The 17,765-nt window shown below is 61.7% G+C and carries 17 protein-coding genes and 1 pseudogene; 11 read left to right on the forward strand and 7 right to left on the reverse strand.

The genetic code is table 11. From position 1 onward, the window contains the following. Nucleotides 1–3: 3 nt before the first annotated feature. Nucleotides 4–618, reverse strand: coding sequence for a hypothetical protein (locus tag ACFPB1_RS24685; RefSeq protein ID WP_379228842.1), 615 nt, complete (start codon nt 616–618; stop codon nt 4–6). Nucleotides 619–859: 241 nt separating this feature from the next. Between ACFPB1_RS24685 and ACFPB1_RS24690 the strand changes: the two genes are divergently transcribed. Next, nucleotides 860–1,765, forward strand: a complete 906-nt coding sequence (locus tag ACFPB1_RS24690; RefSeq protein WP_379228843.1) for an effector binding domain-containing protein — start codon at nt 860–862, stop codon at nt 1,763–1,765. Nucleotides 1,766–2,039: 274 nt separating this feature from the next. On the opposite strand, the gene ACFPB1_RS24695 is transcribed toward ACFPB1_RS24690, so the two are convergent. Both ACFPB1_RS24695 and ACFPB1_RS24700 read right to left on the reverse strand, forming a co-directional pair. Beyond that, on the reverse strand, nt 2,040–2,255 hold the full coding sequence (locus ACFPB1_RS24695) for a hypothetical protein (protein ID WP_379228844.1): 216 nt from the start codon (nt 2,253–2,255) through the stop codon (nt 2,040–2,042). A gap of 49 nt (nt 2,256–2,304) precedes the next feature. After that, the gene (locus ACFPB1_RS24700; RefSeq protein ID WP_379228845.1) at nt 2,305–2,889 is read right to left on the reverse strand and encodes a DUF3238 domain-containing protein; all 585 of its coding nucleotides are present in this window, start codon (nt 2,887–2,889) and stop codon (nt 2,305–2,307) included. A 158-nt stretch (nt 2,890–3,047) separates the two neighbouring features. Here ACFPB1_RS24700 and pdaA point away from each other — a divergent pair, with 158 nt between their 5' ends. Beyond that, nucleotides 3,048–3,839, forward strand: coding sequence for a delta-lactam-biosynthetic de-N-acetylase (pdaA, locus tag ACFPB1_RS24705; RefSeq protein WP_379228859.1), 792 nt, complete (start codon nt 3,048–3,050; stop codon nt 3,837–3,839). Nucleotides 3,840–4,022: 183 nt separating this feature from the next. Here the strand turns inward: pdaA and ACFPB1_RS24710 are convergent, their stop codons facing one another. Then, nucleotides 4,023–4,583, reverse strand: coding sequence for a MerR family transcriptional regulator (locus ACFPB1_RS24710; RefSeq protein ID WP_379228846.1), 561 nt, complete (start codon nt 4,581–4,583; stop codon nt 4,023–4,025). A gap of 302 nt (nt 4,584–4,885) precedes the next feature. Beyond that, nucleotides 4,886–5,788 carry a prohibitin family protein gene (locus ACFPB1_RS24715; RefSeq protein ID WP_379228860.1) on the reverse strand — a complete coding sequence of 301 codons (903 nt, stop codon included), beginning with the start codon at nt 5,786–5,788 and terminating at the stop codon, nt 4,886–4,888. A gap of 181 nt (nt 5,789–5,969) precedes the next feature. On the opposite strand from ACFPB1_RS24715, the gene ACFPB1_RS24720 reads away from it, so the two are divergent. From ACFPB1_RS24720 to ACFPB1_RS24735, 4 genes and pseudogenes are all read left to right on the forward strand, one after another. Next, entirely contained in the window at nt 5,970–6,215 is a 246-nt protein-coding gene (locus ACFPB1_RS24720; RefSeq protein ID WP_379228847.1) for a DUF6953 family protein, read from the forward strand. Nucleotides 6,216–6,705: 490 nt separating this feature from the next. Then, nucleotides 6,706–7,413 (forward strand): annotated as a pseudogene (locus tag ACFPB1_RS24725) (pirin family protein). A 98-nt stretch (nt 7,414–7,511) separates the two neighbouring features. Continuing rightward, entirely contained in the window at nt 7,512–7,676 is a 165-nt protein-coding gene (locus ACFPB1_RS24730) for a hypothetical protein (RefSeq protein WP_379228848.1), read from the forward strand. 146 nt (nt 7,677–7,822) lie between these two features. Beyond that, nucleotides 7,823–8,335: a hypothetical protein gene (locus ACFPB1_RS24735; RefSeq protein ID WP_379228849.1), complete on the forward strand. Its 513-nt coding sequence runs from the start codon at nt 7,823–7,825 to the stop codon at nt 8,333–8,335. A 318-nt stretch (nt 8,336–8,653) separates the two neighbouring features. Here the strand turns inward: ACFPB1_RS24735 and ACFPB1_RS24740 are convergent, their stop codons facing one another. Further along, complete coding sequence (locus tag ACFPB1_RS24740; RefSeq protein ID WP_379228850.1) at nt 8,654–9,289, reverse strand: fumarylacetoacetate hydrolase family protein; 636 nt, start codon at nt 9,287–9,289, stop codon at nt 8,654–8,656. 289 nt (nt 9,290–9,578) lie between these two features. Here ACFPB1_RS24740 and ACFPB1_RS24745 point away from each other — a divergent pair, with 289 nt between their 5' ends. From ACFPB1_RS24745 to ACFPB1_RS24765, 5 genes are all read left to right on the forward strand, one after another. Next, nucleotides 9,579–10,934 carry an extracellular solute-binding protein gene (locus ACFPB1_RS24745; RefSeq protein WP_379228851.1) on the forward strand — a complete coding sequence of 452 codons (1,356 nt, stop codon included), beginning with the start codon at nt 9,579–9,581 and terminating at the stop codon, nt 10,932–10,934. Between the two features lie 147 nt (nt 10,935–11,081). Then, the gene (locus tag ACFPB1_RS24750; protein ID WP_379228852.1) at nt 11,082–11,972 is read left to right on the forward strand and encodes a carbohydrate ABC transporter permease; all 891 of its coding nucleotides are present in this window, start codon (nt 11,082–11,084) and stop codon (nt 11,970–11,972) included. Nucleotides 11,973–11,988: 16 nt separating this feature from the next. Next, a complete protein-coding gene (locus ACFPB1_RS24755; RefSeq protein WP_379228853.1) occupies nt 11,989–12,813 on the forward strand; it encodes a carbohydrate ABC transporter permease in 825 nt (274 codons plus the stop codon). 43 nt (nt 12,814–12,856) lie between these two features. Beyond that, nucleotides 12,857–14,692, forward strand: coding sequence for a histidine kinase (locus ACFPB1_RS24760; RefSeq protein ID WP_379228854.1), 1,836 nt, complete (start codon nt 12,857–12,859; stop codon nt 14,690–14,692). Beyond that, nucleotides 14,664–15,842 carry a response regulator transcription factor gene (locus ACFPB1_RS24765; protein WP_379228855.1) on the forward strand — a complete coding sequence of 393 codons (1,179 nt, stop codon included), beginning with the start codon at nt 14,664–14,666 and terminating at the stop codon, nt 15,840–15,842. Before ACFPB1_RS24760 ends, ACFPB1_RS24765 begins: the two co-directional genes overlap by 29 nt. Nucleotides 15,843–16,560: 718 nt before the next feature. Here ACFPB1_RS24765 and ACFPB1_RS24770 read toward each other — a convergent pair. Next, nucleotides 16,561–17,091 (reverse strand): hypothetical protein, encoded by a 531-nt coding sequence (locus ACFPB1_RS24770; RefSeq protein WP_379228856.1) that lies wholly within the window; start codon nt 17,089–17,091, stop codon nt 16,561–16,563. Between the last annotated feature and the right edge of the window lie 674 nt (nt 17,092–17,765).

A 17,765-nucleotide genomic window follows, 5' to 3' on the forward strand; every position in this document is an offset into this window, starting at 1 on the left:
TTGTTACCGGCAGCCGCAGCCGGGGTGAAAGGCGTCCGCCTTGACGCGAAACAGCTGATGCTGCAGCACGTTGTTGCCGATCTGCGGGGTCAGCGGCTCGGAGCTGAGGCCCCAGACGTTCAGGACGAGGTTGCGGTTGCGAACCGGTCTCGCGATGCGGACCTCGTACTTGAACTGCACCCCGGAGATGTCCGCGTAGACGAAGTTGGACGTGCCGGGCGCAAGCGATACATTGCATACCTTCGCGTCGCACGGCGTTACGTTCAGGGCGACCGGCAGGCCGTTCGACCAGTCGAATACTTGCACCGTCATGCAGCGCGCGACCGTCGCGCCGAGGTTGACCAAGTCGACGAGCGCGTACCTCGTGCCCGGGTTGCGGCGGAGAATCCCGGTCGTAAAGACCGCCCGCGCGTGCTTGACGCGTTTGCGCCGCCGCTTCCGGCAGCAGGCGGCGGACAGCGGCTTGCACCGCCGCAACCGGCTGGCGGTGGCGCGGACCGCCGGCTTGCGGGCTGCCGCGGCGGCTTTGCCCGCGTGGTCGCCGCGCTTCGCCGTCCGGCTTTGCGCGGAGGCGCTCTTCGCGGGTAGGCGCGGACCGGTAGGTTTGGCGATCGTCATCTGTTATCCCTGCTTTCTATGATCTCGTCTCGTTGAATGCATGTTAGTAGTAATAGATGCAGGGACAGGCGAAGTTGCTAGGGCGAATGGCCGGCAAGGAGTGGAAGCCTGGCAGCCGCCCTTAAGGTTATGGAGGGCCGATCACGCGCGCGCGACCGCCAGCTCCAAGACGGCAAGAATCGTCAAGAATCCGCGCGGCGGGCAGAGATACAATGAGAACCAGAGAGGAGCCGAACTTCGGATGAGAACAGACTACTTGCGCCAGATTCAAGCGACCATCGACTATATCGAAGCGCACTTGGACGAAGAGCTGTCCTTGTCGCGGATTGCGGCGGTGGCCCGGATCTCGGACTTTCATTTTCACCGCGTCTTCCTGGTCATGGCCGGCGAGACGGTGATGGAATACGTGCGCAAGCGGCGGCTCGCCCGTTCCGCGTATGCGGTCGCCTATACGGACGACAGGCTCCTCGACATCGCGCTCGCGCACGGTTTTCAGAATCACGAGACGTTCACCCGCGCCTTCAAGCGGATGTTCGACATGACGCCGGCCGAGTATCGCAAGAGCGGCATCCGGCCGCCGGCGTACGGGAAGCTGGACGTGCTGCAGCGCAACACGAATCCATATTTGGGAGGCATTCAAATGGAACATCGCATCGTCACGAAACCGGCATTCAAAGTCATCGGCTACGAGCGGCAAACGACCAATAACGGGGAGAACTTAAAGCAAGTTCCGGCCTTCTGGCAGGAGTACCTGCGTAACGGCTGGGCGAGCAAGATTCCGAACCGCGTTCATGCCGACAGCCCGGTGGAGCTTGGGATCTGCCACGGATACAATACGGACGAGGGGACGTTCCTGTACCTGATCGGCATGGAAGCCACCGATTTCGACAACGTGCCTGAAGGCTTGGTCTGCCGCGAGTTCGGCGAAGCGGAGTACGCGGTCTTCACCTCGCCGAAGGTGCCTGAGCAGGAATTCTCGCCCGCGATCCAGAACACCTGGAACGCGATCTTCTCCGAATGGTTCCCGCATTCCGGTTATGAGCACGCGGGCAAGCCGGAGTTCGAGCTCTACGACGAGCGCTGCGGCCCGGGCAACGAGCTGTGGCAGATGGACATTTACGTCCCGATCAAGCGCAAAGGCGCGTAAAGCGGGTCAAGCCGGCGCGCCGATTCCGGCTGCCCGGCCTGAGCGACAGGCGCGGGCCTTGCGCCCTGCATCGCGTGCGCAACGCAAAAAAGGATGCCGTCCCGCGTGGGGAGGGCATCCTTTTTGCGCGTTGTTCGGCCTGCCTCGCGCCCGACAAAGCGCCAGTGGCGGCAGCTGCTTCGCGCCTTATGCTGCCTGAGCCTTCGGCCGCCGCCTGAAGCACTTGGCGCCGACCTGGCAACGGCCGCTGGCCGCGCCGCATGCTCAGCGCCGCTCAGCGCCGGCGAATTTCAAAAAATTCGCAGGCTGCGCGGTCGTGGTACGTCACTTCGCTGACGCCGGATTGGCTGACGACGAGGGCGTCGTCGAACCGGATAATAATGCCGCCGGAGTCGACGATGTGGTCGTCCTTGTAGACGCGCAGCCGAAACTGCCGCTCCATGGCCTCCGTAAAATCCTCGTCCGAGACGAGCCGCCGATATAATGCCATTCCTCCCGCTCCCTTCCGTAATGCCGTCTCCATCGACCTGCCGGGGCCCCTACAGGCTGCGCTCGACGGGAACCGCCGTCCCGCCCGTCGGTGCCGCCGTCCCGGCCTCGCGATAGTCGTAACGGTGCAGCAGCTCGAATTCGCCGAAGTCGACTTGCTTATAAAATTCATAGCACGGGAATACGTCATGGCCGCCGCGAAGCTCGACGGCGCCGTCCTCGCCGCGCACGGTCACCCGCACCGCGTATCCCGCGGCCGGCGTATCCGGCCGAAGCGGGTTCGGCACGTTCGCCCGCATCGTGAACGAGACCGCCGACGCTTTCCAGGATTCGTCGTCCGCTGCGATGCCGTCCGCGGGCGGCTTGGCCTGCCGCTTGACCGATACGCCGTCCGCGCCGGTCTCCCGGATAATCGTCTCGCCGGTATCCGCGAAGCGAAACAGCTTGCGTTTCGCGAAATCCACGACGACCTCCTGTTCGGCGCGCGAACGCCCGGCATGGGCCGCATGCGGCGTGAATGCCCGCGCGTCCCCGGCTTCCTCGTACGCGAGGCCGGTCTCCGGATCCCGCACGGCGGGCTGCCAGTGCACGCCGCCGACAAAGACGCCGGCCCTGATTTTGACGATCGTCACCACCGCGATTCCGCCTCCTTTGCGCTTGGTTGTCGGTTCTATTGTAGCACAGGCGTCCGCGCGCCCGCTTCCCGTTCGCGGCTTCACATAATTTCCCTCGGCTCGAGGCATAGTACGTTTATGGAAACATCGTTCAACCTGGGAAAGTGGAGGAGACTATGATTAAACGTCGAGAATGGATCATTATTTTGCTGGCGCTGCTCATCGCCTCGGGGTTCGCCTACTTGCGGCAGGCGTCCGCCGCGCCGGGGGCGGGGCCGTTTCATTTCGGCTTCAAGAAGAGCGTCGGCGGCGCCCTGCCCTCGATCAAGGAGGAAGGATTCCAAAGCCTCCTGCAGCAGCACGGGGCGATCTTCCTCGGGGACACGACGCGGCGCGAGCTGTACCTGACCTTCGACAACGGCTACGAGAACGGCTATACGCCGGGCATTCTGGACGTGCTGAAGGCCAAGGGCGTGCCCGCGATCTTCTTCGTGACGGGGCATTACGTGAAGGACAAGCCGGAGCTGGTCAAACGGATGGTCGCGGAAGGGCATCTGATCGGCAACCATTCGTGGAGCCACCCCGACATGAGCGTGATCTCGAGCACCCAGATCGGCGCGGAGCTGGCCAAGGTGAAGAACGCTGTCGCCGAGCTGACGGCTCAGAAGGAGATGACGTTCCTGCGTCCGCCGCGGGGGATCTTCAACGACCGGGTGCTCGCCGTCAGCAAAGAGCAGGGCTACACGAGCGTGTTCTGGTCGGTCGCGTACCGCGATTGGGAGCCGAACGCGCAGCGCGGCTGGAAGTATGCCTACGACAACGTGATGGCGCAGCTGCATCCCGGTGCCGTGATTCTGCTGCACGCGGTGTCCAAGGACAACGCCGACGCGCTCGCGCGCATCATCGACGCCGCGCGCGAGAAGGGCTATACGTTCAAGCCGCTGAGCGAGCTGGCGAGCAAGTCGTATTAATTGTAGAGGCGAGGAAGGAGCCTTCGGAACCGCGGCCGGCGCGGGGACGAGGGCTTCTTTGGGCTGGACGTCGCGCGGATGCGGCCCGCGCGCCCGCGCGTTGCCGCCCGGACGCGCGAAAGCCCCGACCCCCGGCAAGGGTCAGGGCTTTCGCCGATCAAGCGGGATCGGCATCGGCATGCCTCAGAACCACATGAACATGGACTTGAACAGGCCCCGCTTGCGGGCAGGCGCCTGGACCGCTGGCTTCGTCTCCGGCGCGCTTCGGCGCATCTCCTCCGCGGGCATCGGCTGGCGCGCCTGCTCGACCGAAGCGGCCAGCTGCTCGACCATGCGGCGCAGCTCCTCCAGCTCTTCGCGATGCTGGCGGATCTGCGCGTTCACGACTTCGTCGGCCTTCTGGTCCAGGCGGCGCTCGACCTGGAGAATCCGGGTCAGCACGTCGTTCTCGGCGGGCTGCAGCAGGGCGGAGCTGGCGGCCGTCTCGAGGAACGCGTCCAGCAGCCGCGGCTGCTGCTCCGTGCCCGCCGCCGGCGCGGCATCGGGCACCGGAAGCTGGATCTGCTCCATCGTTTCGCCGCGTTCGATCGCGGCTTTGATGAAGCCGAGCAGCGCCATGTCTTGTTCGTTGAAAATATAATGACCGAACTGGTCTTTGCGAAATACCGTCGGGTAGTAGGAGGCCCAGCGTTTTACCGTCGTTTGACTGACGTTCAGCGTGACAGCGGCTTCTTTGCTCTTCACGAGACTCAATCCTCATCACTCCGCTTCCGTTGGATTGCTAGAGTAATTCGCGACGCGAACGCCGCGTCCCTGCATGGGTGACAAAGGTAGTGCGCATTCGCTAAACAAAGTGGTTTTGCGCGAATCCTCGGCACTTTGGCGCATCCGCCATGCGGGCTGGGGCGGATGAGCGGCCAATTGGCCGCTCTTGGCGGCCGGCAGCCGCATGAACGCAGAAACGGGCAGCAAGCCCCGCAGGACTTGCTGCCCGTTTCGGATGCGCGGCCCTCAGGGCCGGCCCGCGCCGCTCGCCGGTACCGCGCTTAAGGCTGCGACGTGCCGTTCTCCTGCGCCGCCGCGTCAGCCGAGGCATCGGCGTCCGCGCCATCCTCCGCGGCGCGGTTCGCGCCCGAAGCGGCCGCGCCGCTCGCGCCGGCGCCGAGCATGTTCACGTCGATGAACGGCGTCGCTCCGCCGGTGACGCTCGGCAGCCGGCCGTCCCACTTCTCCACGGCTTGCTCCTGCACCTCGATCTGCTTCAGCTGGATCAGCTCCGGCGTTACTTCCTGCTTCTTCAGCTTGAGCGATTCCGCGTCCGCCTGCGCCTGCGCGATCTTCTGCTGCGCCTCGATCTGCACGCGCTTCAGGTCGTTCTCGGCCTTGAGCGCCTGCTGCTGCGCGACCTGCTTCGCTTCGATCGATTGGTCGAACGCATCGGAGAATTTGAAATTGACGATATTAATGTCGTTTACGATTAGATCGTACCGCGCCAGCCGATTCGTCAGCGCGTCCCGCACCTCGGCGGCGACGACGTCCCGCTTGGCGATGAGGTCCTCCGCCGGATAGCGCGCCGTCACTTCCTTGACGATCTCCTGGATCGCGGGGTGGACGATGACGCTGTCGAACGCGCCGCCGACGTTGTTCATCAGCTTGTAGGCGGATTCCTTGTTGACGGAGTAGTTGACGGCGACATGCGTCGAGACGGGCTGCAGGTCCTTGGACGACGCGGATGTGTCGGTCTCCGCCTTCGTCACCTGCACATTCACTTGAATGATGGTTTGCACAAACGGAATCTTGAGATGGATGCCCGGCGCCAGGATGTTGTCGTTCAGCTTGCCGAACGTTTTGTACAGCCCGACGTTGCCGTACTGGACGGTCGCGAACGAATTGAAGACGACGAGCAGCCCGATCAGCACGAGCAGGACGGTCCAGACGACCGGGCGCATCGGGAAACGCGGCCGGTTGACTTGCGGTTCTACGACATGCATCGATACCCCTCCCATCGATAGCCCCGGCCGGACGCGCGATCGGCGCCGGGCGGGCGTGTAGTAGAAGATACGCCAGGAGAGCGGGAAAGTGACAACAAAATTTGGTAAACTGGAGGAAAACCGCCGGAGGTGAACGAAAATGATGGAAAGAGCGCAAACGGCGGAGGAAATCGCGCGGTGGATGCTGGCGGAGCTCGAAGCGTCGGGCAGGCTGGAGCAGGACCGGGCGGTCGCGCATATTCGCTCGCGCTACGGGGACAGCTACCTCTACCGGCACGAGAACGGCAACGTCTCGATCGACAAGGACGTGAAGAAACGGTTCAAGAAGCTGCATGGCGGGCGCGCGGCCTGGGAACGGAACGGGTTCTTCTGGGCTTGGACGTAACGGGTGAGCGGGTGAGCGGGCGGACATCTCCCGGCCGGATTCCGACCCGGGGGACGCGGCCGCCCGCCGCAACGACAGCGTCACACGTCGTAATCGATGCGCCCGTCGGCTTGGATGAAGAGCCTGCCGGCGGCGGGGTCGTACGCGACTTCGCCGTGCGTGGAGAAGTACCACGTCTTCCGGTTCGCCGAACCGTCCGCTCGTCGCGGTGCCGGATGACGCCCTCGGCAAGCGCCGCATCGGGCACGTCGATCGCGATCGTCCAGCCTTCCCGGCCTTCGGCCGGCGCGATGGCGAACGGCGTCCCGTGTTTCTTGGAATCGAGGAACAAGCGGCCGCCGACCGTGTGGCGGATGTACGGATGGTCCATGATTTTACCCCTCCTTGACATCCTAACTATAGCACACTAGATACTTACATAAAGTAAGTTAATGACCGTTCCGTGAGTAAAATCGTGCGTCCCGCGGGACCCAAGAAGGAGCGGATATCCTTGATCAGCGTTTACCCGGCTTCATCGCGTTTTTCCGGCGATCTTGGCTGGCTTCAGTTTAATTTTAGTTTCTCGTTCGCGGATTATTACGATCCGGACAATGTCAATTTCGGCCCGCTGCGCGTCTTTAACGAAGACTACATCCAGCCTGGACGCGGCTTCGGCACGCATCCGCACCGCGACATGGAGATCGTCACCGTCGTCCTGAGCGGGGAAGTGAAGCACGAGGACAATTCCGGCGGGTCCGGCGTGATCCGTTCCGGCGAGGTGCAGCGGATGACGGCGGGCTCGGGCATCCTGCACTCGGAGGTCAATCCGTCCGAGACGGAGGTCGCCAATTTGCTGCAGCTGTGGTTCCTGCCGGAGCGCAAGGGGCTGACGCCGTCCTACGAGCAGAAGGCGTAGGACCGTGCCGGCATGAAGAACGCGCTCGCGCCGATCGTCTCGAACGCGATCCGCGGCGAGTCCGTGGTGGATATCCACCAGGACATGACGATTTACCTCTCGGAGCCGGACGCCGGCGTTACCGTCACGTACGACGGGGACGCGTCCCGCAAAATCTTCCTGTTCGTCATGGATGGCAGCGTCTCGCTGAACGGGGGAGAGCCGCTCGGCCGCAGCGATTCCGCGCGCATCGCGGATACCGCGAAGCTCGATGTGCGGGCGCTCTCGGATGCCCGGTTCATGCTGATCGACCTGCCTTCTTGACCGTAGTCCCTCCGCTCCCGCGCGGTATAACGAGGCTGCGTCCAGTCAACACTGATGCTAGACGGGATGCAGGAGCGTACCGGGAGGGGGAGAAGCGGATGGAATTCAAGCCGGCCATGCTGGACCGCGCCGCGCTGGCGCAGCTGCAGCGGTTCGAGAGCGAGCTGCGCGAGCAGACGTCGGAGGAGATCGTCCTCGTGGCGTATCAGAGCGACGGGAGCGCGCCGCACGGCGCACAGCCGGACGCGAACCGGGAACCGTAGTCGGGTTCGATGCGGCCTAGCAAGGCGCGAACTGTAACAAGTTCGTGCCTTTTTGCGCGTGACCGGGGCAGGATTCGCCAGGCGGCGGGACGAAGGGAATAGGCGGCAGCGGCCGAATGGCCGCCGATGAAGGAGCGGATACGGATATGAGGCGCAAGTTGACAGTATGCATGCCGCCGCTCGCCTGTGCGGTTCTCGCGATCGTCCTCCTGCTGGCGGGCTGCGGCAAGATCGAGACGCCGCTCTCGTTCGCGGACAAGGTAGATTCGGTAAATCTTAGCGCGGAGAAGGCGCAGGTCCAGCTCGGCATCAGCGAGCAGGAGCTCGTCAAGCGGCTCGGCAAGCCGATCCGGACGTGGAACGACGGCGGGCGGAGCTTCCTGTTCATGTACGAGGACTACCAATACACGTCGGTCGGCAGCGAGGTCGTCGGCTACTCTCTCGGGCCGCGGTCCGCGACGGGGAAAGGGCTGAAGCTCGGCGCGCCGATGGCCGACGTCGTCAAGGCGTACGGAGAAGGCTACTACGAGCGGAGCGGCAGCGAACCGCCCGCGGCGATCGGGTATCTCGACAAGACGAACCGGCTCGCGATGGAATTCGAGCTGAAGGACGGCAAGGTGAAGGCGATCAGCGTCGCCTCGTTCAAGCTGTACGAATAAGCGGGCAATGCAGCAAGCGGAAGACGGCGGTATCGGGGAGGAACGTCCCTGGTGCCGCCGTTTTCTGTTTTGCGTGCCTCTGCCTCGCGTGAAGCCGAAGCGTGGAACGGATGTCTATGAAAGTCGCGGAGATCCTGCAAAAGAACAAGGCAGCCCCGCTCGGCATCGGGAAATCTGTCAGGCAGCAGACGAGTTGCCGGGAATGGAAGGGAATGTCGTGGAACGATGTATTAGAGTGCTCATTGGGTACGTTGACAAAGAAAGCCGGCCCCAAGTCCCGTGAATGGACTTGCGGGCCGGCGTATTGGCGCCGCGTATCTAGCCGAGGTTCACGTACAGCGGCCCGAACGTCTCTTCCTTGCCGCCGACCGCCAGCTTCAGCGTCAGCTCGTCGCCGTCCGCGAGCGGGCCGACGCCGGCCGGCGTGCCGGTGTAGATCACGTCGCCCGCACCGAGTCCGAGGCGCGGTCCGATGAAGTCGATCAGGCGCTGCAGGGAGAAGATCATGTCGCACGGCGACCCGTGCTGGACGACTTCGCCGTTCTTGACGAGGCTGAACGCCAGCGTCCCGAACGCGTACTCGCCGGGGAACGGCCGGAACGGCCCGAGCACGGCGGAGCCGACGAACCCTTTGGCCAGCAGCCACGGGTGACGCTTCTCCTTTAATTGCGACTGCACGTCGCGCGCGGTCAGGTCGAGGCCGAGCGCGATGCCGTCCACGAGATCGCCGGGGCTCACGCCCGGCTTATAATCCTTGCCGATGCGGACGACGATCTCCAGCTCATGGTGAATGTCGCCGATCTTGCCGGGCAGCGTCAGCTTGCCGGCCGCCGGGTGCAGCGCATGCGTCGGCTTGGAGAAGATCATCGGCTCTTCGGGCACGTCGTTGCCGAGCTCTTGCGCGTGCAGCGCATAGTTGCGGCCGACGCAGTAAATATTGCGGATAGCTTCCATATCACGGTCTCCTTTTCGGCGTTCGATTCGGGTTGCGAAGCCTTGCGTCCGGCGGCGGCGCCCGCGATCGCGCGAGCGGAATGCCTGCGAGGCCAGCCATATTTGCTGCCGTGCGGTCCGAAGGCCATATTTACCATTCCGCCTTCATCATAGCACGAAGGTGGGCAAACTTCACTTTTCTCCGTCCGCGGACCTTGAAAACGCAAACCTCACTCCTTGATTTCGCGCATTGTTGAAAAACGGTTGGTACATGATAATAAGCGTATATTAACCCAAGGGGGATTTACAGATGGTTAAGAAAACGACGAAAACCGCCGCCATCGCACTGACCGCGGCAACGCTGGTCATGGGCCTGGCAGCATGCGGAAGCAAACCCGACACCGACACATCCAATAATACAGGCAACACCTCGACCAATGCAGGCGGCAGCGCGGGCAGCGGCGACAAGAACGTGACGATCACGTTCCAGAACATCTACCCGGACCCGGCGACGCCTTCCTACAAGATGCTCCACGCGATCGTCGACCAGTACCAGAAGGATCACCCGAACGTCAAAATCGAGCTCGACTCCCTCAACACCGACCAGCAGAAGCTGAAGCTGAAGACGCAAGCGGCGTCCAAGGAAGTGCCGGACATCACGATCGTCAACCCGGCCGCGCAAATGAAGCCGTTCGTCGACGCGAAGCTGTTCGCCCCGCTGAACGACATGCTGGAGCAGAACGGATTGAAGGACACGTTCCAAAAAGGGCTGCTCGACTACTACAGCTTCGACAACAACGTCTACGCCCTGCCGGACGGCAACAACATCGAAGTCGTGTATTATAACAAGGACCTGTTCGAGCAAGCGGGCATCAAGAACACGCCGACGACGTTCGAAGAGCTCGTGAACGACGTGAAGACGCTGAAGGCGAAAGGCATCACGCCGATCGCGATCGGCGAGAAGGATTCCTGGACCGGCTCGTTCCTGTTCATGAACATCCTGCTCCGCACGAACGGCGGCCCGGGCTTCCTGCAGGACGTGATCGACGGCAAGAAGACGTTCAAGGATCCGGCCTTCACGGACGCGGTATCCGCGATGCAGGACCTGATCCAAGCCAAAGCGTTCGAAGAAGGCGCGACGTCCATCGACTACAACACGGGCGGCAACATCTTCAAGACGGGCAAAGCGGCGATGATGGTCATGGGCACGTGGGAAACGGGCGCCATCGACTCGTCCACGGTCGGCCCGAAAGTCGGCGTCTTCAAGTTCCCGACGGTGAACGGCAAAGGCGATCCGGACCAATTCATGCTGGCGCCGGGCTCCGCGTTCGCGGTATCGGCCAACAGCAAGCATCTGCAAGAAACGAAGGATTTCCTGAACTACTTCATGACGGAAATGCCGAAGAAGCAATTCGAGCTGAAGAACGCGGTCGGCAGCGGCCAAGTCATTACCGGGGACTTCAAAGCGGCGGGCTACTCGCAGCTGGCGCAGGACGTCCTGGCACTGTTCCAAAACGTCAAAGGCGGCGACCTCGCGTTCGACAACACGATGAAGCCAGCCATCGCGCAAGCGCATCTCAGCAGCATCCAGAACATGTTCGTGCAGAAAGTCGATCCGGCAACCGTCGCGGGCGAGCACCAATCCGCGTTCGACGCCAACAAATAAGCACCTTGTAAGCCTTTAGGGCGGCGCGGGTGGAGCAGCTTCGGCGGCTCCGCCCCCGACCCCTTTCGACACCGAAGAAACCGTGCCGGCCTTTCGCGCCGGCCGCGCGCTTCTCGCAATCCCGCTAAGAATCAGGAGGCAACCCCAGTGAATGTTTTAAAAGTACCGGCCCGTACAATCGCAGTATTCGTCCTGCCGAGCCTGATTGTGTACATCGGTCTCGTGTTCGTTCCGATTCTCGTTTCGATCTACGACAGCCTGCTGGATTGGGACAGCATCAATAAGGCGAAATTCATCGGGCTGGACAACTTTAAAACGATGTTCGCCCACGACGCGAATTTCTGGCCTTCTGTCCGCCACACCTTGCTGTACGCCGTGTTCTCCATGGCGGAAATTCCGATCTGTCTGTTCATGGCGGGCTTGCTGAACCGCTACGTGAAACGGGGCAATACGCTCGTTTCGATCTACTTCGTGCCGGTCATCCTGTCCACCGTCATCATCGGGCAATTGTGGAAGACGATCTATAACCCCGCCGACATGGGCGGCATGCTGAACGGCATCCTGACGACGATCGGCCTGGACAGCTGGACGCACAGCTGGCTGACGGAGCCGAAGATCGCGATGTACTGCTTGTATTTCGTATCGCTGTGGCAATACTTCGGGTATCACCTGCTCATTCAATTCACGGGTGTGCAGAACATCCCGTCCGACGTGTACGAAGCCGCGAAGATCGACGGCGCCGAAGGGTTCAAGGCCGACTGGTACATCACGTACCCGATGGCCGTGCCGATCTTCAAAATTTCCATCGTGCTGGCCTTCATCGGCTCTTTGCAGCAGTTCGACCTCGTCTGGGTCATGACGGGCGGCGGACCTGCGCACGCGACGGATACGATCTCCACGCACATGTATAACAGCTCCTTCCTGTCCCTGAAGTACGGTTACGGAAGCGCGCTGGCGACGTTCCTCGTGTTCGTGTGCCTGGTCTTTACGGTCGTCATCAATTTCGTGTTCAAAAAAGTCGAAGCGAAGTACAGCTGAGGGGAGAACGGCAATCATGAAAGCATTATCGAAAGGAATCGTCTACGCCGTATTCGCGATTCTCGTGGTCACGCAAATTTATCCGTTGTTCTGGCTCATTCTGTACTCGCTGAAGAACAACGAGCAGATTCTCGGCTCCAGCTTCTTCTCGCTGCCGACGACGCCGCAATGGACTAACTATAAAGACGCCTACAAGAGCGGTCACTACTTGCAATACCTGGGCAACAGCGTGTTCGTCACGCTCGTGACGCTGATCTGCGTCATCGTGCTCAGCTCCATGGTCGCCTACGCGATCTCGCGGTTCAAGTGGAGATACGGTCCGATCGTGACGCTCATCTTCCTGATGGGCATGATGATCCCGATGCAGGCGACGCTGCTGCCGCTGATGGTCATCTTCAAGCACATGCACATTCTGGATACACGCTGGGCGCTCGTCCTGCCGTATATCGCCTTCTCGACGCCGATCTCTGTCTTCATCCTGAGCGGCTTCATGCGCGGCATTCCCGCGGAAATCGAGGAGTCGGCGTTCATCGACGGCGCGAACGTGTACCGGATCTTCCGCAGCATCATCCTGCCGATCTCGATACCGCCGATCATGACGGTCGTCATCCTGACGTTCATCACGATCTGGAACGAGTACATCATGGCCGCGACGTTCATTTCGTCCGAGAAGTTGAAAACTCTCCCGTTCGGCATATATACTTTTGTGAGCCAGTACAACGTCAACTATGGCGCAATCGGCGCATTCCTCGTGCTCGGCGCGCTGCCGGTACTGCTCGTGTACTTCGTCCTCTCCGAACGGATTACGAAAGGCATGGTCGCCGGCGCGGTCAAAGGGTAAGGACTTTAACTAGGGATGCTGCCACGGAAGGGCGGTAACGGCGGTGACGCGCGGATCACATTCCATTCAATACCGGTTGTTCGTGCTGTTCCTGATCAGCATGTCCGCAATCGTGCTGACGGTCAGCATCCTGTACTATAACCGGACGACGGTCCAATTTCATGAGAAGATCAGCAGCCTGTCGAAGCAGAACGTCTCGCAGACGGCAGGCTTGTTCGATCTCCTGCTGAAAGGGTACGACAGCCTGTCGAAGGCCGTCATCGGCAATAACGATCTTGCTCGCATCCTGAGCAATCCCCAAATCGACAGCCCCGCTGTCGATTATTTTAATGAGCAGGCCATCACCAATATATTGGGGGCCGCTTTTTTGTCGCAAGAGGACATCATCGGCATCCACGTGCTGACCGATAAAGGCAAGGTCTACAACTACAGCAATTATGCCAGCGTCATCAGCCCGGATTACAAATCGACCGCGTGGTACGCCCAGATCTCGTCGTCGGCTGGCAGCATGGTGTGGCTCGGCGTGTTCGACCATTCCATCATCGACCGGGTCGACGACCGGCCGGTCTTCGCGTTCGGCCGGCCGATCTACGACCTGAACAACCACCGGCCGGTCGGCATCGCCCTGTTCGAGACGAACCCGCAGGCGATCATCGCCGCGATGGATAACCTGAAGCTCGGCGAGCACAGCGATGTGTACCTGATGAATCGCGAAGGGATGATTATCTCCACGACCGCGTACCATTGGGATCCGGCTTGGCTGAGGAGCCTGCCGCGCCCGCAGGAGGGCGCGCCGGTCGTCGAGGAGCATGGCGGCCGGCTGGTCGTGTCGTCGCAGCTCCCGTTCGCGGATTGGACGGTGCTCGGCGTCACGCCGGACCAGGACCTCAACGTCGAGCTGATGGAGACGAAGCGGTTCCTGATCATCGTCGGCGCGATTCTCGTCATCTTCTCGGTGCTGCTCGCGACGATCTTCTCCCGGACCCTCTCGTCGCCGCTCAAGCGGCTCATCTCGGAGATGAAGCAGGTCGAGATCGGCAACTTCCGCGGCTCGCTGAACGTGACGTCGTACCGGGAAATCGACATTTTGGTCGCGTCGTTCAATCAGATGGTCAATCGCATCGCGGAGCTGATCGAGCGGGTGAAGGTGGCGTCCGTGAGCGAGAAGAACGCGGAGCTGCAGGCGCTGCAGTCGCAGGTCAATCCGCATTTTCTGTACAACACGCTCGACATGATCTATTGGATGCTGGACGAGAAGGGCCATGACCGGCTCGGCGAGGTCGTGCTGTCGCTGTCCCGGCTGTTCCGTTACAGCAGCCATTGGGAGCCGGGCGCGGCTGTCACCCTGCGCGAGGAGATCGAGCAGATCCAGCACTACCTGACGATCATCGTGACCCGGCTCGAAGGCCGGCTGACGGTGGACGTCGACGTGAGCGAGACATGGCTGTCGCGCATCGTCCTGCCGAAAATGACGCTGCAGCCGATCATCGAAAACGCCGTGAAGTACGGCCTCGAGCCGTTGTCCGATCGGCCGGGCCTCCTCCGCGTGTACGTGGAGGAAGGAGACCGGCAGCTGCGCATCCTGATCGAGGATAACGGCGCCGGCATGGACCGGGCGACGCTGTCGCGGCTGAACGCGCTGCTCGCGCGGGCGAAGGACGATACCGTCCGGGACGTGAACGCCGAGTCCGAGCGCCGGGAAGGCGGCATCGGGCTCGTCAACCTCCAGCGGCGGCTCCAGCACATGTTCGGCGAAGCATACGGGCTGGCTCTGAAGAGCGAGCCGAATCAAGGGACGACGGCGATCATCGCGATTCCGCTCCCGCTGCATAAGGAAGGAGGCGCTGCGCTTGACAGCGAACATCCTCATCACGGATGACGAACACGTCATCCGCGAAGGTGTGAAACGCACGATCAAACGGGCTTTTCCCGATATCACGGTCCATCTGGCCGCTTGCGCCGAAGAGGCGGTGCAGATCATGGACCAGCACCCGGTCGACATCGTGCTGACGGATATTTTGATGCCGGGCATCGACGGCCTGGAGTTCATGAAGATGTCGCGGCGGCGCTATCCGCAGGCGAAATGGGTCGTCATCTCGGCGCACTCGGAATTCGCCTACGCGCAGACGGCCGTGCGGCTCGGCGCGCGGGACTACCTGCTGAAGCCGATCGGCAAGCAGCGGCTCGTCGAGCTCATCGCGCAGCTGACCGCGGAGACGAAGGCGGAGTCCGAGCAGACCGCGGAGAGCGAGATGATGAAGCGGAACCTGAAGTATCTGCGCGAAGCGGTGTTCCAGCGGCTCGCGTCCGGGCTCGACATTGGCAACATGGACATCGCGCCGCTGTTCGAGCGCTACCCGGATTATCATCTCGTGCTCGCGCATCTCGAGGAAGCGGTCAAGGCCGTCCATCTGGAGCATTTCATCATCGAGAACGTGCTCTCCGAGCTGGTGGACCGCCACGGGGAAGGGTTCGTCGTGAATTTCGACCGGCAGAGCCTGCTCGGGATCGTCCACTTCCCGAACGCCGCGGCGCAGGACGCGCTGCTCGCGGAGCTGAAGACGCATCTCGGGCATTACTTGAAGGTGCCGTTCCGCGTGACGGCGTCGCGCAAAATATCGGACTACCACGACATCGCGGCGGAAGTGAAGAAGCTGCGCCAGGCCAGCTCCGTTCCCGGCCTCGAGCGGCCCGAAGGCGGCGACAAGGCGATCGAGGTCGCGCTGCAGTACCTGAAGGCGCACTATAACGAGGAGCTGTCGCTCGAGAAGGTCGCGTCCGTCGTGTTCCTGAACCCGATCTACTTCAGCCAGCTGTTCAAGCAGAAGACGGGGCAGGGGTATAAGGACTACGTCATCAGCCTGCGCATGGAGCAGGCCAAGGAGCTGCTGCGGCAGCAGGGCCTGAAGCTGGCCGAGATCGCGGAACGCATCGGCTACGGCGACGTGCGGCATTTCACGCAGGTGTTCCGCAAGAAGATGAACGTGACGCCGACGGAGTATCGGCAGCAGCTGCTCGCGGAGCGATGAGAGGAAGGGGGGGGGATTCTCCCCCCTGGGGCCTCGTTTCGCAACCCTTAAAAGCGTTTCACTGCCTTAAAAGCGTTTCGCAGCCCCCTAAATCCCCCTTGCCTAAGGGGGACCCCTGGGACGCCGTCCCCGGGCCCGGAAGGGGCGTGCCTGCGGCGGGGCCGTCTTCGAAGCTTGCTTCGGGGACGGCCCGTTTTTGTCCGCTGGCGCGGACAAGAATTAAGAATTGGAGGCGGCGTTCTTCCGCAGCTTGATGCCCGATGTTGGTTTGGGGGGCTTGGCGCCCCCCGGAACTCGCCAAAGCTTGTCGCGTTTCGCAACCGGAGGCTCGGCCCCCTCTGAACTCGCTCCCCCCTTTTGCCTGCATGACTGCAGATATTAGTTGAAGAAACCGGCGAAGCCGGAGGCGTGGAGGTGGTTGGGCTGCTGGCCCGTGGCCCCGGGGATTGGCGGACAGGAGAGGCCTTATTTGGTCGAAACCTTTGGAATTCCGGATTGTGCGGCCATCAGCGCCGTTATTGGCGCCGGAAGGCTGGGATTTGGCGGCGTACAGGTGCAATAGCGGCGCTCATGGCCGGATATACGCCGAAATCGTGATTTTCAAGAGAATAGCGGATCGTGTGTCCGCTGACGGGGCTTACTCCGCTGGCATCACCGCGATTTGCGTTACCTGGAGGTTTTGCCGGGTCGCTCGCATGCGCTCCGTTTTCCAGTTCGACTAGCCACCACCGTTTTGCAATATGCCGATGCGTTTTTGGCCAGACTGGCCCGTCATCAGCCGGCACCGGGGCGACGAATCGCATGTATGCCCAAGGGACAATCGCATAGTCATTCCCCCGATAGATTCATATGGTGTACAAATAGGATGGGAGGATGAATGATGAGCAATAGAAAGGGAAAGCGATTCGTTAAAATCATCCATATTTACAATGTCCACATCGGGAACAAGATTCATATCGAGCAGCGGGCGGAAGGCGGAGGCCAGATCAACCACAAGGTCGGCTACAACGCTAACCAAGGCGGCCAAACGGCCGTCGGACGCAGCCGTACCGCGAATTTCAAGTCGCAATTCGCCGATGGAAACGGACGCAGCGGTATAGCCGGGAAACGGAACGACGAACAGGGCGGCCAGGAAGCCGTCAAGTTCAGGAATAACGTGTGGCGTAGCAAAAAGATCAGAAAGCGCTAGCGTCGATAACGAGCCGCCCGGCTCCCGGGCCGAATGCATCGCGGCGACAATGCTTTGCAAACATGAGCTAGTTAGATGGAGCTTGCAAGCGAGGTGGGCTGCGTCCAACGTGCTGCGATTTTATAGCGGGAAGTACGAATGAAGAACGTCGAATGGAAGCAAGGAACGGAAGCAAGGAAAGGAATCAAGTAACGGAGGTCAGACCAGGAGGCAGCTACTCAGGCCGTTAATGAAGGACGGATGCGCGAAAACGGCGGAAACGGTGAATGGCTGTATATAGAATAGTACGCGAATGACAAAAGGCTGGGGAGCTTCGGGGCTTCCCAGCCTTTTGCCTTTAACGAAGAAGCATTGATGCGAGTGACGAAGCTTATGCTGCCCCACCGGTCCTGGGTTCCGGCGCTTGGCGGACAGGAAAGCCGTTATTTGGCCGAATCCCGCGGATTTTCCGCTTACGCGGACACCAGCGCCGTTATTTGGGTCTGGCCTCTTGGTTTTAACGTGATTTTGGGGCAATAAGCGCGCTGGTGTCCGGCTAATGGCGATATGGGCCGTATTCGAGGAAATAGCGGCTCGTGTGTCCGGCAAACGGGGCCGTGGATCGCGCGGCACTGTGCGGCGGCCCGACGCCGCCCCGGCGGCCTGGCGCCGCCCCGGCGGCCTAGCGTCGCCCCGGCGGCCTGGCGCCGCCCCGACGCCGCCCTCGGCGGCCCGACGCCGCCCCGGCGGCCTGG

Origin of the sequence: Paenibacillus sp. GCM10023250, from assembly GCF_042653205.1 — a bacterium.
Taxonomy (GTDB): Bacteria; Bacillota; Bacilli; order Paenibacillales; family Paenibacillaceae; genus Paenibacillus_Z.

What these genes read in the sequence shown, in the direction of transcription:
- ACFPB1_RS24740 (WP_379228850.1), bottom strand. Translation starts at nt 9,289, where the DNA reads ATGGAAGCTATCCGCAATATTTACTGCGTCGGCCGCAACTATGCGCTG.
- ACFPB1_RS24735 (WP_379228849.1), top strand. Translation starts at nt 7,823, where the DNA reads ATGAGGCGCAAGTTGACAGTATGCATGCCGCCGCTCGCCTGTGCGGTT.
- ACFPB1_RS24755 (WP_379228853.1), top strand. Translation starts at nt 11,989, where the DNA reads ATGAAAGCATTATCGAAAGGAATCGTCTACGCCGTATTCGCGATTCTC.
- ACFPB1_RS24690 (WP_379228843.1), top strand. Translation starts at nt 860, where the DNA reads ATGAGAACAGACTACTTGCGCCAGATTCAAGCGACCATCGACTATATC.
- ACFPB1_RS24730 (WP_379228848.1), top strand. Translation starts at nt 7,512, where the DNA reads ATGGAATTCAAGCCGGCCATGCTGGACCGCGCCGCGCTGGCGCAGCTG.
- ACFPB1_RS24715 (WP_379228860.1), bottom strand. Translation starts at nt 5,788, where the DNA reads ATGCGCCCGGTCGTCTGGACCGTCCTGCTCGTGCTGATCGGGCTGCTC.
- ACFPB1_RS24745 (WP_379228851.1), top strand. Translation starts at nt 9,579, where the DNA reads ATGGTTAAGAAAACGACGAAAACCGCCGCCATCGCACTGACCGCGGCA.
- ACFPB1_RS24695 (WP_379228844.1), bottom strand. Translation starts at nt 2,255, where the DNA reads ATGGCATTATATCGGCGGCTCGTCTCGGACGAGGATTTTACGGAGGCC.
- ACFPB1_RS24685 (WP_379228842.1), bottom strand. Translation starts at nt 618, where the DNA reads ATGACGATCGCCAAACCTACCGGTCCGCGCCTACCCGCGAAGAGCGCC.
- ACFPB1_RS24720 (WP_379228847.1), top strand. Translation starts at nt 5,970, where the DNA reads ATGATGGAAAGAGCGCAAACGGCGGAGGAAATCGCGCGGTGGATGCTG.